The organism is Nostoc sp. DedQUE07 (assembly GCF_034530975.2).
In the GTDB taxonomy this organism is placed as follows: domain Bacteria; phylum Cyanobacteriota; class Cyanobacteriia; order Cyanobacteriales; family Nostocaceae; genus Nostoc.
Genome location: NZ_JAVRCC020000094.1, coordinates 1 through 15,828, shown reverse-complemented (window position 1 = coordinate 15,828; position 15,828 = coordinate 1). Strand labels below are relative to the sequence as shown.

Annotated in this window: 9 protein-coding genes; 5 read left to right on the top strand and 4 right to left on the bottom strand. The window is 42.8% G+C overall.

Annotation, left to right across the window (positions count from 1 at the left end; all coding sequences use genetic code 11):
- Nucleotides 1–184 precede the first annotated feature (184 nt).
- On the bottom strand, nucleotides 185–1,510 hold the full coding sequence (locus tag RMZ95_RS33435; protein ID WP_322683072.1) for a DUF58 domain-containing protein: 1,326 nt from the start codon (nucleotides 1,508–1,510) through the stop codon (nucleotides 185–187).
- 329 nt (nucleotides 1,511–1,839) lie between these two features.
- On the opposite strand from RMZ95_RS33435, the gene RMZ95_RS33430 reads away from it, so the two are divergent.
- The 5 genes from RMZ95_RS33430 to RMZ95_RS33410 all read left to right on the top strand — a co-directional run bounded on the left by RMZ95_RS33430 (nucleotide 1,840) and on the right by RMZ95_RS33410 (nucleotide 11,730).
- Nucleotides 1,840–4,221: a response regulator gene (locus RMZ95_RS33430; protein ID WP_322683073.1), complete on the top strand. Its 2,382-nt coding sequence runs from the start codon at nucleotides 1,840–1,842 to the stop codon at nucleotides 4,219–4,221.
- Between the two features lie 266 nt (nucleotides 4,222–4,487).
- Nucleotides 4,488–4,676, top strand: a complete 189-nt coding sequence (locus RMZ95_RS33425; RefSeq protein WP_409884459.1) for a hypothetical protein — start codon at nucleotides 4,488–4,490, stop codon at nucleotides 4,674–4,676.
- Between the two features lie 180 nt (nucleotides 4,677–4,856).
- Nucleotides 4,857–10,442 carry a PAS domain S-box protein gene (locus RMZ95_RS33420; protein ID WP_322683075.1) on the top strand — a complete coding sequence of 1,862 codons (5,586 nt, stop codon included), beginning with the start codon at nucleotides 4,857–4,859 and terminating at the stop codon, nucleotides 10,440–10,442.
- Nucleotides 10,443–10,444: 2 nt separating this feature from the next.
- The gene (locus tag RMZ95_RS33415; protein WP_322683076.1) at nucleotides 10,445–10,990 is read left to right on the top strand and encodes a hypothetical protein; all 546 of its coding nucleotides are present in this window, start codon (nucleotides 10,445–10,447) and stop codon (nucleotides 10,988–10,990) included.
- A 116-nt stretch (nucleotides 10,991–11,106) separates the two neighbouring features.
- On the top strand, nucleotides 11,107–11,730 hold the full coding sequence (locus RMZ95_RS33410; protein WP_322683077.1) for a hypothetical protein: 624 nt from the start codon (nucleotides 11,107–11,109) through the stop codon (nucleotides 11,728–11,730).
- Between the two features lie 281 nt (nucleotides 11,731–12,011).
- Here RMZ95_RS33410 and RMZ95_RS33405 read toward each other — a convergent pair whose 3' ends face one another.
- The 3 genes from RMZ95_RS33405 to RMZ95_RS33395 all read right to left on the bottom strand — a co-directional run bounded on the left by RMZ95_RS33405 (nucleotide 12,012) and on the right by RMZ95_RS33395 (nucleotide 15,393).
- A complete protein-coding gene (locus RMZ95_RS33405; RefSeq protein ID WP_322683078.1) occupies nucleotides 12,012–12,713 on the bottom strand; it encodes a hypothetical protein in 702 nt (233 codons plus the stop codon).
- Between the two features lie 635 nt (nucleotides 12,714–13,348).
- Entirely contained in the window at nucleotides 13,349–14,116 is a 768-nt protein-coding gene (locus tag RMZ95_RS33400; RefSeq protein ID WP_322683079.1) for a phosphatase PAP2 family protein, read from the bottom strand.
- Nucleotides 14,117–14,151: 35 nt separating this feature from the next.
- Nucleotides 14,152–15,393, bottom strand: a complete 1,242-nt coding sequence (locus RMZ95_RS33395; protein ID WP_322683080.1) for a hypothetical protein — start codon at nucleotides 15,391–15,393, stop codon at nucleotides 14,152–14,154.
- Nucleotides 15,394–15,828: the final 435 nt, after the last annotated feature.

The following is a 15,828-nucleotide window of genomic DNA, read 5'->3' as shown; positions in this document are numbered from 1 at the left end:
CCTTGCTACTATCCATATCTGGGTTCAAAGGATTTTATTAGTGGGATAGGTTCATGAAGATATTCCCAAAACACTTGCTGGATATGAGAGTTATGTTCATCAGTCTCTACCTGGATAATGTTAAGCAAAGTTTATACCTCCGCTAAATAATTGAATAAAAATACACAAGTTAAAGTGACAATTACTAAAGTTGATTTCGCGCTTTGAGTTGCAGATATCGCTCAACCAACCGATCGGCAATTTGATTTGCTGGTGCATCTAGAACCAATACACCTTTTTGTTTCAGTTGGGCATAAGCTACTTGTCGTTGCATTAATAAATCTAGTGCTACTGCACGGGTATAAGCACCTGTAACATCATCTGTAAAAGTGTCTGCTAAACGATCGACTTGTGGATCTCGCAAAGTCACGCAAAATGGAAGGTAGCGGGGTGCTAACTTGGAGAGTGCAGCTAGGAGTTCTGTAGAGGCAGTGATATCAACTAAATCGGTAATCACTACTACCAGCGCCCTGCGAGTTTGTCGCTGCACAACATTTGTTACCGCCCCCAAATAATCAGATTCAAATAATACTGGTTGAAGTGGAGTTAAACGATCGATTAGCTGATTCAAATGATGTTGACCGCGTTCTGGGGGAATCCACGTATGCATTTGGCGGTCAAATACACCAACACCCACGCGATCGCCTCGATGCAAACCTGCCAAAGCTAAGGATAAAGTTGCATTCAATCCCCAGTCAAATCGCTGCAAATTCTGCACTTTTGCTGTCATCAGCCGACCGCGATCGAGTAAAATCAGTAACGTTTGTTCCTGTTCTGGTTCTAGAACCCTGACCAGTGGCATGGCATTACCATAAGCCCCAACCCGACGGGCAGTAGCTTTCCAATCAATAAACCGCAAATCGTCACCAGTTCGATAGTTTCGCAGTTCGGCAAACTCTGTACCAATACCAGTTTTGCGAGATTGACGCATCGATCCCGATGATTGCAGTGTCAGACGAATGGTGAGCGATCGCAATCCTACTAAATCAGGATAAACTTTCACAGGCAGACTTTGGGGAATTTGCCAATCATCCCAAGCTAGTCCCCAAAGCCCCAACTGTCGGACTTGAATATTTCCCCAAGGAAACTCTCCTCGCTGTGTTGGGTGGACGGTATACGTTAATTCTTCAGTGCTGTTACTGGGAACAATGGCGCCCAGTGCAGGTGCAGACACGCCAAATCCTGTTGGGTAATAGTCGCGGATTTCAATTTGAGCGTCGGTATTTTGTGATGTCACCTTTAGCACTACAGGATTATCTCGCCCAATAGATAATCGTGACGGTAATTCGCGGGTAATTTGCACGCGAGAACGCCGCACTCGCAAACCATCTGCAACCATCAGTCCGAGAATGATGGCATCAAATAGCACAGTTATGGCGATGGTTGCTCTAATGCTGATAAATAAGGATAGAATCGGGGCGATTGCTATACCCAAAACTAATAATAAATAAACTCGTTTGGAAGGAACCATTTTTTAAAGGGAGGAGTTAAGAGTTAGGAGTTAGGAGTTAAGTATCTGACTTTTCACGCTATGTGGAAAAACCAACGCGAAACCTAACCCCCCAACCCCCTTCCCTACCAGGGAAGGGGGAGAATTCAAAGCCTCTCTTTTTGTAGGAGAGAGGAATGGAAGTGAGGTTTTCCAGATCCTGTGAAAAGTCAGGTTAAGTATAAGGTGAATTCAATGTAACCGAAATAAGAAGACTTGCTAAATTATTTTATTTTTTCCTTGTAGAAAAATAACTACCTAATGTACTATTTTTTTTGGGTAAAGTAGCAAATTATATTTTGGACGGGTGTATGAGAATCTTGCTAATCGAAGATGAAGAAATTTTAGCAAGTGTCTTGTTGAAGTCTCTGACTAAGCAACACTATGTTGTTGATGTCGTACAAGATGGACAAATGGGTTGGGAATACACGCAAAGTACGAACTATGACCTGTTATTAATAGATGTAGGATTACCAAAACTAGACGGGATTACATTGTGTCAGCGATTGCGTTCTGGTGGTTGCTTCACTCCGATTCTGCTGATGACGGCGAAAGATGGTAGTAGAGAGCGAATTCAGGGACTTGATGCAGGTGCAGACGATTATCTGATCAAACCTTTAGATTTGGAAGAACTGCAAGCACGGATACGGGCGTTGATCCGTCGAGGCGATCGCCCCTGTACTCCTATACTGGAAGTAGGCGCGCTGCGACTAGATCCCAGTAGTTGCGAAGTCACATATAACAACAAACTCCTGGAATTAACAGCCAAAGAATATAGTTTGCTAGAGCTATTTTTACGGAATCCATCCCGTGTTTTTAGTCGGGGGGATATTATTGAGCATTTGTGGACTTTTGACGACCCACCCCAAGAGGAAACTGTAAAATCTCACATCAAATACTTACGACAAAAGTTAAAAGCAGCCGGAGCAGTAGACTGGATTGAAAATGTTTATGGTTTGGGATATCGGCTGAATCCTGGAAGAGAGCAGGGGAGGCAGGGGGGCAGAGGGGCAGAGGGGCAGAGGGGCAGCACTTCGACTACGCTCAGTGACCGACGAGGGGCAGAGGAGCAGGGGGAGGAAGAAAAATCTCGAATTTCTAACCGTGATGTTGAACAGCAGTTTCAGCAAGCGATGGGTGGCTTGTGGAAGCAATATCAGGGGTTGATGGTGCAGCGATTAACGGTACTGCAAGAATTGGCGACTGCATTATCTGGTAAAACGCTGACTCAGGAGTTACGTAAATCGGGAGAACGAGAGGCGCACAAACTAGCTGGTGTCTTGGGAATGTTTGAGCAAGACAATGGTACTTTGCTAGCGCGGCAAATTGAACAGATTTTAGGGAAAGATGGTGATTTGTCAGTAAGTGAAAAGCGGCAATTGCTGGGGCTGATTGAAGGTTTGGGTAACATCATCAACCTGATGGGGCAAAATGTAGATTATCAAACTTCGGCTGCGATCGCACCAGAAATTAGTACCCGATTGATATTAATTGACCCCAATCTGCAACTAGGTTCTCAGTTGCAACAACTGGTTGAGTGCATGGGAATATGCTGGCAGCAAATCAGCAACTTAGAGGATGCAAAAAACTTTCTCCAAACCACATCACCAGATTTAGTAGTGCTAAATATAGATGATATCGGCTGGCGTAAAGAAAGTTTAGCACTACTAAGGGACTTAGCAACGCGTACCCCACCCGTACCCGTTCTGGTGCTGGCTGCAACTGATGAGTTAGTAGAACGCGTAACTTTTGCTCAATACGGGGCGCGGGGGTTTTTGGTCAAGCCTGTAACAGCTGCTCAAGTTTGGGATGTGTCGTCCCAGATATTACAACGTACTCGTTCTTTACGGGTAAATATACTGGCAGTAGATGACGACCCGTTGATTTTAGCAGCACTGCGCCCAATGTTAGAGCCGTGGGGTATGCGGATGACAGGATTAGAAAATCCGCTACGTTTCTGGGAAGTATTGCAATCTACTAAACCGGATTTGTTGATTTTGGATGTGGAAATGCCTCATATAAATGGTATCGAACTTTGCCGAGCAGTTCGTACCGATCCCCAATGGCAGGAATTACCGATTGTGTTTCTGACTGCTCACCGAGAAATGGAAACTGTGCAGCAAGTGTTTGCGGTTGGGGGAGATGATTATGTGATTAAACCTGTTGTCGGTGCAGAATTGTTGGCGCGCATTACCCATCGCTTAGAACGCAGTCGTTTACTACAATCGCTTTCTACTAAAGATCCCTTAACCGGACTAACAAATCAGTTTCAGTCTAACCGCGACTTGCAGCACCTAATTGCTCAAGCTGAGAAAAATCAGCAATCTGTTTGTTTGGCGATTTTAAGCGTGACTGATTTGCGTCAAATTAATATTAAGTATGGTCATCAGGCTGGAAACCAGGTATTGCAAAGATGGAGTCGTTTATTCCAATCGGCATTTTGCAGTGGTGAAGTGCTTGGTTATTGGGGTAATGGTGAATTTGTCGTGGGAGTTTCTGGATTAACAAAAACAGAAGTAAACCATCGCCTGAGTGAGATTTTAACTACCCTCCGCCAGCAAATATTCACAGCCTTCAAAGGCGATCGCTTTCAGGTAATATGTAATTTCACTGTAGTCGAATACCCCAATGATGGGCTGACGATACAATCTTTATACCAAGCTGCTGCTGGGCGTAATATCGTGTCGGGTTAAAGACTTATCATTAAGACGGCAGGGGGCAGGGAGCAGAGGGCAAGGAGCAGGGGGCAGGGAGCAGGGAGCAGGGGGTATCTCGTTATCTCGTTCCCATGCTCTGCATGGGAATGCCCCTCCTTGAGGCTCTGCCTCCAGTATGGTATTGAGTCAGAGACTCAATGAATGCATTCCCAGTCTGAGACTGGGAACGAGGAAACGAGGAAAAAACCGCTATATTTTGAGATGCCTACACATTTGCTGATTTGGCGTACGCAATTGTTGATTTGGTGTTCGCAATTGTTGATTTGGTGTTCGCAATTGCTGATTTGGCGTACGCAATTGCTGATTTGGCGTTCGCAATTGTTAATTTGGCGAACGCAATTGTTGATTTGGCGTACGCAATTGTTGATTTGGAGTTCGCAATTGTTGATTTGGCGATCGCAATTGCTGATTTGGCGATCGCATTTTTGTAAAATGAAGAAAATATGTAGTTTTGCTGTAGTCGAATATTTCAGTCAGAGACTAACGATACAATCACTATACAGATTTACTAGTATCATCTTTAGCACAGGATTGTTAATTTGTACAGTACTTAATTAATAAAAATTACGAATTACGAATTACGAATTACGAATTATTTAACAGGAGTCTTGATGAATACACTACAGCTAGAGCAGGTAGAGCAATTGCAAGCCACTGCGAACAAGATGGAAGTAACGCTGGGTGCGATCGCTGATGCTGTAGTTTGGGTAGGAGAAGACCGACTGATTCAATGGTGCAATTCTCGCTTTGAGTCTCTAGTAAACCAACCTCACGGTACTGTGTGCGGTGCGAAGTTAACTGACTTGCTACCCCTGACACAATTAGGACAACCAGTTGCTTTATCCTGCTATCCTGATGTGCAGATACTCAATGGAGAGTATGAAACAGCAAATTATCAGTTGCAGCAAGATGAGCAAATAACATTACAAATTTCTGGTAGCTCTACCGGAATGACTGGCGATCGCTGTGCAATACTGGTGATTCGGGATATCACATTGACGCAACGAACTCAAGAATCCTTACAAGAAATTGAGGAGCGATTGCAGACATTAATTAACGCTACACCCGATATTATCTGTTTGAAAGACGGTGAGGGCAAATGGTTGCTGTCAAACCAAGCTAACCTAGAATTTTTAGAGCTACAAGGCGTTGATTATCAAGGCAAAACAGACTCAGAATTGGCAGAATTTAGCAATTTTTATCATGATGCTTTGCTCAACTGCGACAAAACAGATGAACGAGCTTGGCAATTGGGATGTGTGCATCGGGTAGAAGAAGCTATTCCTCGTCCTGATGGGACAGTGAGCAGTTTAGATATGATTAAAGCTCCCCTATTTCACCAGGATGGTAGACGCAAAGCCTTGGTGGTTTTAGGGCGGGATCTGAGCGAACGCAAACAAACCCAAGTAGCTTTAGAAAATTCTCTATCTTTATTAAGCGCTATCTTTGAATCGATTCAAGATGGTATATTAGTAGTCGATAGCTCAAGTAATATTACTAGTTACAACCAAAAGTTCTTAGAAATGTGGTCAATTCCACCAGAACTTTTGACGGAACCAGATTGTATTCAGCGGCTAGCGTATCTGGCAAACCAGCTAAAAGATCCTGATGAATTTTTGCAACGAGTCCGAGAATTATACTCACAGCCAGAATTAGTTAGTTACGACTGGTTAGAACTAGAAGATGGCAGAGTATTTGAGCGCTACTCTTGTCCTCAGCGCATCGGCGAACAAATTATTGGTAGAGTGTGGAGTTTCCGCGACATCACCCAGCGCCAAAGGGCTGAAGCAGCGCTGCGACAAAGCGAATTACAATACCGCAGTATTTTTGAAGCAATTAATGATGGACTATTTATTACTGAAATAGAGACTGAAAAAGTCGCCGAAGTTAATCCGGCGGCTTGTCAAATGCACGGTTACTCTTATGAAGAATTTCTCACTTTACATCCATCTGCTTATATTCACCCAGACTCCCATTCTGTTTTTCTAGAGTTTGTCGAGAAAACCCGATATGGCGAGCAATTTTATGGACAAGCTGTTGATATCTGCAAAGATGGCAGTTTAATAGATGTGGAAGTCAAAGGAACAACCTGTATCTACAATGGCAAGCAACATATTTTAGCAATAGTCCGGGATATTACGGCTCGCAAACGCACCGAAGAAGCCTTACGTCAAAGCGAAGCTCAGTACCGCGATTTGGTGCAAACAGCCAACTGTATCATTCTGCGTTGGGATGGCAATGGTGACATTATATTTTTAAATGACTACGGTCAAAGGCTTTTTGGTTTCGATGTAGATGAGATTATCGGAAGCAATGTTATTGGTACAATCGTACCAGAAACGGAAACTTCTGGGCGCGATTTGCACACATTAATGGTTGATATTTGTCAGCAGCCAGAAAATTATCTATTTAACGAAAACGAGAACTCATGTAAAAATGGCGATCGCGTCTGGATCGTCTGGGCGAATAAACCCATTTTAGATGCCCAAGGAAACTTAATCGAAATTCTTTCAGTCGGCACTGATGCCACAGAACGCAAACGCGCCGAAGCAGCCCTCCAGGAAAGCGAGTTAAAATTCCGTAGCATTGTGGAAAATGCCAACGATCTGATATTTGTCCTCTCGCCAGAAGGAATTTTTACTTATCACTCGCCCAATGTGACTGCAATCATGGGCTACAGCCTAGAGGAAATCGAAGGTCATTCTGTGGTGGAGTTTACCAAACCGGAAGACTTAGCAACTAGTGCCAGTGCTTTACAAAAAGCGATAACTGGTGAAAAGCTGACTGATATTGAAGTGCGATTGCGACACCAAGATGGTAGCTGGCGATGGTTCAACTTTAACACTTCTACAATTAACACTCCTAGCGGTGAAATTGCGATCGCCGGCGTGGGACGCGATATCACAGAACGCAAGCAAGCAGAAGAAGCCTTGCGTCGTAGTGAAATGAAATACCGCAACATCTTTGAAAATTCCCAAGTGGGGATTTTTCGCACCTGCCAAAAAGATGGATTGATTATCGATGCAAATCAACGTGGTGCTGAGATATTAGGTTTTACCTCTGCTGCTGACTTAATTGGCAAGTATTTCACAACTGATTTATATGTCAATCCAGAAGAACGGGTGCAAATGTTAGCAGAGTTAGAACAGTCCGGCGAAGTTCGCAATTTTGAAGTAGCACTGCGACGCTTGGATGGATTTGTTGTTTGGGTACTGTTATCACTCCGTCTCAACGCCGAAGAATACTGTTTGGATTGTGTTTTTACAGATATTAGCCAACGCAAACAGCAAGAACAAGCTTTACGCTTAATTGTTGAGGGTACAGCCGCGAAAACAGGCAATGAATTTTTCAATTCTTGCGTTCGTTACCTTGCCGAAGTCTTGCAGGTTCAATATGCCTTAGTGACTGAGTTTGATGACGAGCCAAAAACGAGAGTCCGCACTTTGGCATTTTGGTGTGATGGGGCTATTAACGATAACTTGGAATACGATTTACACGGTACTCCTTGCGAACACACCTTGCGAGGGAATATGTGTCATTACCCGCAAGCAGTACAAACTAGTTTTCCAGAAGATGCCGATTTAGTGAAGATGAATGCCGAGAGTTTTTTTGGCGTTCCTCTCACCAGTTCATCCGGCGAAATTATCGGACATCTAGCAGTGATAGATGTCAAACCCATGAAACCCGATCCGGGACGGGAACTGATTGTGAAAATATTTGCTGCCCGTGCCGGTGCCGAATTGGAACGCAAACAAGCAGAAGCAGCCCTACAGCAAAGCGAGTTAAAGTTTCGCACTATCGTCGAAAAAGTTAACGATGTGCTGTTTGTTCTTGATGCTGATGGGGTTTTCAACTATATTTCTCCAAATATCTTGAAGACTACCGGATTTGCCCCCAGCGAAATAGAGGGTAATTCCTTGGCATCCTTTACTCATCCCAACGATCTGCCAAAATGGCTGGAAGTTGCCCAAAGTATTCTGGCAACAGGTGAGGGAATTTCGGGGACTGAGTACCGCGCTAAACATCGGAATGGGGGCTGGGTTTGGCTAACTAGTAATGCAGTCCGCACACAAGATGCCCAAGGTAATTTTCAGATTGTCGGCGTAGCTCGTGATATTAGCGAACGCAAACAAGCAGAAGCAGCATTGCAACGTCGAACTCAAGCCGAAAGTTTAATCAGCAGCGTTTCTCGGCAATTTATTGACCAAGATTTAGCAACAGCAATTAATTTTACATTGCGAGCGATCGCTGAATTTATTGATGCTGAACACAGTTGCATCTTTGAATGCTCCCAGGATAAACGTGAATTCAACCTGATCCATGAATGGTGTGGTGAAGATGTTGCACCATTGATTGATATTGCCAAAGGTTCGCCTGTGGAAGTTTTCCCCTATTTCTACGAGCCGATTCTTTGTGGTAGGCATCGACAAATCTCTTGCGTGGAAGATTTACCCCTGCATCTACCTGAGCGACAACTTTTTGAAAGTATGTCGTTTCAATCTATACTAGCTGTGCCAATGGTTCATGCTGGCAAAGTAGTTGGGTTTGTTGGTGCAGCGATGATTCACTACTCAAAAACCTGGAACCAAGAAGATATTAATCTATTGAAACTGGTAGGTGAAATAATTGCGATCGGTCGAGCTAGACACCAGGCAGAAGAAGCGCTGAGAATTGCCAAAGAAGCCGCCGAAACTGCCAACCGAGCCAAGAGTGCTTTCCTCGCTAACATGAGTCACGAACTCCGCACTCCTCTAAATGCAATTTTAGGTTTTTCCCAATTAATGGAGCGAGACACTAGCCTCAACTCAAACCAGCGCGAATCATTAGCTACCATTAATCGCAGTGGAGAACACTTGCTTAACCTGATTAACGATGTCTTGGAAATGTCCAAAATTGAAGCTGGACAAATCATTTTCAACCCCGAAGACTTCGATCTATATCTGCTGTTGCAAACATTACAAGAGATGTTCCAAGTGCGGACACAGGCAAAGCAATTGTTTCTCAAATTTGAAATGGCTCCCAATCTCCCCCGCTACATCCAAACAGATGAAGGTAAACTCCGCCAAGTGCTAATTAATCTTTTGGGTAACGCCGTCAAATTTACTCAAACAGGGGGAGTTACTTTACGAGTCAGATTAGGAAGTGAGAGTAGAGGAGGGGAAGCAGGGGGGGCAGGGGAGGAAGAACTATTAAGCCCTGCCCAATGCCCAATGCCCAATGCCCCATGCCCCATGCCCAATGCCCAATCCTTATTTTTTGAAATTCAAGACACTGGACGGGGAATAGCGGCAGCAGAAATGAATAACCTGTTTCAGCCTTTTGTCCAGACAACAAGTGGTATTCAAACTAAGGAGGGAACTGGACTCGGACTGACTATCAGCCGTCAATTTGTGCGGTTGCTAGGAGGCGATATTCACTTAACGAGTAGCCTGGGACAAGGATCTACTTTTAGCTTTGATATTCAAGTGAATTTAGCCGCAGCTTTGAAAGCTGCACCAAAATTGAATAAGGGACGGGTACTGAAGCTAGCAGAAGGCCAAGCATCTTACCGTATTCTCGTAGTAGATGACCGTAAAGAAAACCGCGATTTGATTGTGCAACTTCTTGGTAGCATTGGTTTTGAAATTCAGGCTGCGACTAATGGACAAGAAGCGATCGCTATTTGGCAAACCTGGCAACCTCACCTAATTTGGATGGATATGCGGATGCCTGTAATCAACGGCTACGATGCCACTAAAGAGATTAGAGCCAAGGAAAAAAATACAACTAGAAATTTCCGCACTGTAATTATTGCCTTAACTGCCAGTGCTTTTGAAGAACAACAGGCAAGTATCTTAGCCGCAGGTTGTGACGATTTGGTTCGTAAGCCATTCCGAGAGCAAGTGATTTTTGAAAAGATCGCTGAATATTTGCAAGTACGTTATATCTGTGCAGAAGAAAGCAATGAAGATGCAATAGGCAACAATTTAGAAAATACTCAATCTACTATCTTGGATCTTCGCTCTGCAATTACCATTATGCCTACCCAATGGCTAACAGAACTGAATCAGGCAGCCGTTGAAGTCGATGCTGAAAGGATTTTGCAACTCATTGAGCAAATTCCCCAAACTCATTCTGCTTTGGCAGAAAAATTGGCAAATTTAGTCCGCAACTTCTGCTTCGATGAAATTATCGACTTAACTGAGGAAAATATCTAATTATGAATAACAAAACTAAAATCTTGACTTTTGTCACCGTAATGCTGACAGTTTCTTGTTTGACTATTAGCACAGTTATCGCCAAGGCGAAACTAACGAATCAGTCAAAACTGTTTATTAACGGTATTGGCACAGTAAAAGTTGGCATGACTGTCCCTCAAGCGGCAAAGGCTGCTGGTACTAAGCTAGTGGGCGATTCACCAAATAACAATTGCTATTATATTAAGCCACAAAATGAACCCAAAAATCTTTCGTTCATGGTGACAAAAGGTCGAATTTCCAGAGTAGATGTAAGGCAAAATAATCAGATTACTACCTTCAAAGGTGCAAAAATTGGCGACACCGAAGCGCAAATCAAGTCTCTTTACCCAGGACAAATTCAAGTCACACCTCATAAATACGTCCAAAACGGACATTACCTAACTTTCATCCCGAAAGACCCTAGCGATCGCAACTATCGCCTAGTCTTCGAGACTGATGGTAAACTTGTCACTGAGTTCAGAGCGGGTAAATTGCCAGAAGTCGAATATGTTGAGGGCTGCTCTTAATTTGGCGTTGCGGAAGATGTCTAAAAGATTTGCAAATGTCAACTAGCAAACGCACATCTAGAGGATGATATAAAATGTCATCTTCGTTGTCATCATAACTCAGGAGTTTTACGGTGATGAAATCTTCTAATTCATTGTTAGCGGTAGCATTGGCGATCGCTTCTTTGAGTTTTCCTGTATCCGTCAAAGCCGATACCGTGAATGCCCGTTGCGATGTATTCCCAAAAGGAGAAGACCGCGCCACATCCTCTGGCCCTTGTACCTTTTCCCAACGTCAGGGTGCGGTTAGCATTCAACTAGAAAATGGTAATAGCTATGACCTGCTCCCTTCGGGTAATCGACCTGGCAATTATCGCGATCGAAATGGTGATGCTGCCTATCGACAATCTGGACTTGGCGATCGAGGACAGATTTATCGTCTCGCCAATGAGTCGATTTTTGTCTATTGGGATACATCTGCCAATCGACAAAACTCAGGTAACAGAAATCGGAGAGCTGCTGCTAGGCGTCAGCCGGAAGCGGGTACTACCGTCTCTCGGTTGAGCGATTTAGTGGGAGCAAGAGCAGGACAGGCAGAAAACACAGTGAAAAAACGGGGCTATCGATGGGTCAAAAGTGATGATTCGGGCTACGGCTACTGGTTAGAAGGCAAAACCAACTACTGTGTAACAATCCAGACAGATCAAGGACGCTACCAATCGATCGTTTACACGGGGAATTCAGAGGATTGTAAGAATTAGTTGCTATCTGGACAAACAATCCAATTTAGAAGTGTATTTTTATATAGGACTAGTATTTGATTTTTGAAAAGATACGTAGGGTGTGTAGCTGCGAGAGTACGGCACTATCATCAAGGGTTTGGTGCGTTACAAACTGCGTTTTAACACACCCTACAATACCTAATTTTGTTCAAAAATCAAATATGATTCCTATATAACAGTTGAAGGTGCCGAATGTGAGATAAAAACTGCGAAGACATGGGTTTCGTCTTTGTCTTTATAAAACCCAACAATACAACAGACTAAAAACGAGTTCTGCTATTGCTCCAGTCGCCGGAATCACAATTACCACGGAAATGCTCAATCCCATTAATGGCAATCCGTCCACTGCGTCGATCGATCTCAACACGCGGATGATTTAGCCCATTTACTTGGTATTTTCCCGTGATTTGCTCAGGTGTGACACGGAGATCCTTGAGGTTCCACCATCCATCAGTACCGCCTGAATTAATTGGCGGGATGAGCCTTCCGCCCAGATGAATTTTTCCCTGCATATTACGAATCTCGACTTGAACCTCGGAATCGAACTCGTTTGTCGAAGACTCTACACGATTTTGCAGTTCATAGCGATGACGACGTGAGTTCCATTCATAGCTGTTGCGGTTTTCAACACTTGGTTTGCGACCTTCACCGTAGCAGATTAAGGTCAGTCTTTGACGTATTGAGTTGTCACTGTTGCGCTCAGGTGCGCCTTGCTCCCGGAGATAGGTATCGATCGCAGTTTGAGCTTTACCAATTTCTTTTGAACTACAGGAACGACCGTTTTGAACTAGCTCCCCTTGAGGACTAAAAAGGACAGTGCAACCGCTTCCTCGTGTCATCCCCGTCACACTTAAATTACCGTTGTCTACAGTGTCAATTATCGCTTGAGCATTCACAGAACTCGCGACTGTAAGTGTAAGTAAACCCAGCGCGATCGGCATTAAAGCCTGCAATGTTTTCATTGTTATATTGATTGTTGTTTTGAATAGATATGAATTAATGGGATTACTTTATCACCAAGAGGTTGAATGGTAAAGTCAGTAAACCTAAAAGTTTTGCCAAGCCAAAAACAATAGCCTATAATACCGTTTTTGGATAATTAAGTTATCAAACAGAATTCAGTTGGGTATTCTGTACAACTGGCGGATAGCGTAGCGTTAGCGAGTACTCGATCGTCTGAATAATCAGCGTTTTTGCACCCCCACCAAATTGAAAATTTGGTGGTCAACAAGAGAGTCGCAAGTCCCAATCTCCGACTGAAAGATTGCTGAATTCTGAATTCTGATTTCTGGATTTTTCTTCAATAGCTTTACTTACAAAACGAGTTCTTGACAAAAAAATAAAAGACCATATTTTGAGATCCAATTTTTAAATTTAAAATAAGCAAAGTCCCTCTCCCAAGCTCTACGGTGTATACACAAGTCTGAAATAGCTGAGAAATCACGGTTTTACCCCACCCTAACCCTCCTCTTATAAAGGGGAGGGAACAAGATTCCTGTTTCCCCCCTTTATAAGGGGGGATTAAGGGGGGTAATTTGACTTGTGTATACACGGTAGCTCCCAAGCTTGGGAGAGGGATTTAGGGTGAGGGCTAATATTACTCCTTATTTATCGACTTTACTTCTTCTGGTAGTAAAGTAGTTTCATCTTTAGAACGTTCGCTATCTACGGATTTGGCTATAGTTCTATAGGGTTTGATAATTAGACTGACACCAATCGTCCAACCTAATGCAACCATCCAACCTGCGAGAATGTCACTAGGAAAATGAACCCCTAAATAGAGACGACACCACGCAATTGCGATGATGTATAAGCTGCCAAATATGAGAATCAACCAGCGCCAAGAGGTAGCCCAAGTTAAAAATAACAAAATTGCTACCAATGTTACACTCGTCATCGCATGAGCGCTGGGAAATGCAAAAGTAGACTCAGGTGCAATGGACTGCCACAATTGTGGACGCACTCGATGCATTAATTGTTTTGCTGTGCGGTTGATGATGACGCTTCCTGCTGAGGCGGTGAGTAAATAAGCTAGCGATCGCCAGCGTTTTTGAAGTATTAACATCAGTGCGATCGCCCCCAAAATCACCATTGCCGTCCAAGGCAACCCAATTGTCGCTAGGATGACAGCTAAAACGTCTAACTGTGGGTTTGCTGTAGAATGAACCGCTAACAGAATCGGCGCATCCCACGGAAAGCCTGCTTGATTCTTCCATATATTCACTGTCAAGATTTCAAAAATCTGCAAAGGTAAATACACTCCGATCAAAAGGAGTAAGAGCGATCGCCAACGAGCAATCAACAGGTTTTTCAGAAAATCAAGCGGCGACTGACTCTCTTTATTGATTTGTTTCTCTTTTTTCATATCTAAGTTAAAAAGGCGATCGACGACTTCATTGATTACAAATTACTGGAAACTTGAGAAGTTCCACAATGTTTACAGTACGACAAATGCTTATAAGTAAGATTATGGCAGTTATGGCATTCAATGTACTGATAATAACCGCAGTGTGGACAGTAAGTATCAAGATGTCTAATTTTCTTGGCACAATTGACACATCGGGATTTTTGAACTCTGCTAGCTGCTTGGACTTTAGCGTTAAAGACAAATTTTTGAAAAAATTGGATGATTCCAAAACCAATAACTGGAATCAGCAAGATATAAACATAATTTATCAGGAAAAGTAAACCGCCAAAAATGGCGCTAATTACATCAAATAAAAATTTGAATATTGCACCTATTTGGAGAAATTCAAATATTTTAATGATTAATGGGATAAAAAAGATAACTAGCAAATGCCAGCTAATTAGCGAGACGAGTCCATATCCTCTTCTTTGGGCAAATTTATGAACTGATAAGGCAATGAGAATCAGTGGTAAAAGAAAGAGGGATTGAAAACCAAGTTGGATACTTGGATACCAAAATGATGCCTGATGATAGCCTTTATCGACTTCTTGAAATCGATTGTCATTTTTAAGAAAGGTTATAAAACTAATGCTTTCTGGTTGAGCGAGTAGTTCGTTTTTAAGAGTAGAAGTTTCTTGTTGAAGAGTAGAAATTTGGCGATTATTTTCTTCTAACGTCTGTTTAGCTTTTTCAGCACTGACTTGATTAATTGATTGTTCGCGATTCTGTCCGGCAATTTTTTCTAAAAGCGTTGAGTCATACTGAGATTTAATAGTGCGATTGCCTTGTTCCAGTCTACTAATTTTTGCTTGTTTTTCCTCGATAGTTTTGATAATTTGCTGCTTTTCAGAATTCTTAATCTTATCTTTGTAATCGGCATATTGCAAACAAGTTTGAGAAACCTTACCTAGATGTCCTGCTTCGGCTTGTTGATAGTTTCCCCGAAAACTAAATTGATTGTTCGTGTAAGATGGCAATGAAAGTCTAACAATTTCATAGTCTTTATCTTTAGTGGTTTTTGCTCGGTAATTTTGCCACTCTGAATAACATGGATAAGCCTCAGTTGGACTGATATGCCATCTGCTAATATCATCGAGTCCGGTAAAAACATTAATTAAGATAAAAATATCAACTATAATAATGACAATCAAACTGACTTTATTCAGTGGTTCGTTGTTGATTGTTCTGGAATTACTAAAAAATTGACTCAAAATTCGGCGAATTCTGGCAAACATATTGTCTTTTAAAGAAATGTAAATTTAATCCGAATCAATTTTATGCGATCGTTAGTGAATAGCTAGACAAAAATACATCTACCGATTTGAAGATTTGTTAACTGCTGGGGAAAAACAAAATCCCCGACAACTTTTATGAAGTCGGGAATCGGTGTTTTTCAATTCTCAAAAATCAGGCTGCGGTCAAAAATATCATAACTTTCACTGAAGTTTACACAATTGATGACTGTGTACTCCAACTCAATACCGTTCGGTTAAGAATATTCGTCGCGACTGTTTTAACGTGAGTTCGATGAACCTCTCCCGGACAACCTCCCTCTCCCACAGGGAAAGGGAGGAGCAACGAGAAATTAGAGTTTTGGCTCCCCTCTCCGTGTCGGAGCTTCTGTGTACACACATCTTGGTAATGAAGCGCAAACCTCGGATTTACCCCCC

What these genes read in the sequence shown, in the direction of transcription:
- RMZ95_RS33405 (WP_322683078.1), bottom strand. Translation starts at nt 12,713, where the DNA reads ATGAAAACATTGCAGGCTTTAATGCCGATCGCGCTGGGTTTACTTACA.
- RMZ95_RS33430 (WP_322683073.1), top strand. Translation starts at nt 1,840, where the DNA reads ATGAGAATCTTGCTAATCGAAGATGAAGAAATTTTAGCAAGTGTCTTG.
- RMZ95_RS33400 (WP_322683079.1), bottom strand. Translation starts at nt 14,116, where the DNA reads ATGAAAAAAGAGAAACAAATCAATAAAGAGAGTCAGTCGCCGCTTGAT.
- RMZ95_RS33415 (WP_322683076.1), top strand. Translation starts at nt 10,445, where the DNA reads ATGAATAACAAAACTAAAATCTTGACTTTTGTCACCGTAATGCTGACA.
- RMZ95_RS33395 (WP_322683080.1), bottom strand. Translation starts at nt 15,393, where the DNA reads ATGTTTGCCAGAATTCGCCGAATTTTGAGTCAATTTTTTAGTAATTCC.
- RMZ95_RS33420 (WP_322683075.1), top strand. Translation starts at nt 4,857, where the DNA reads ATGAATACACTACAGCTAGAGCAGGTAGAGCAATTGCAAGCCACTGCG.
- RMZ95_RS33410 (WP_322683077.1), top strand. Translation starts at nt 11,107, where the DNA reads ATGAAATCTTCTAATTCATTGTTAGCGGTAGCATTGGCGATCGCTTCT.
- RMZ95_RS33435 (WP_322683072.1), bottom strand. Translation starts at nt 1,510, where the DNA reads ATGGTTCCTTCCAAACGAGTTTATTTATTATTAGTTTTGGGTATAGCA.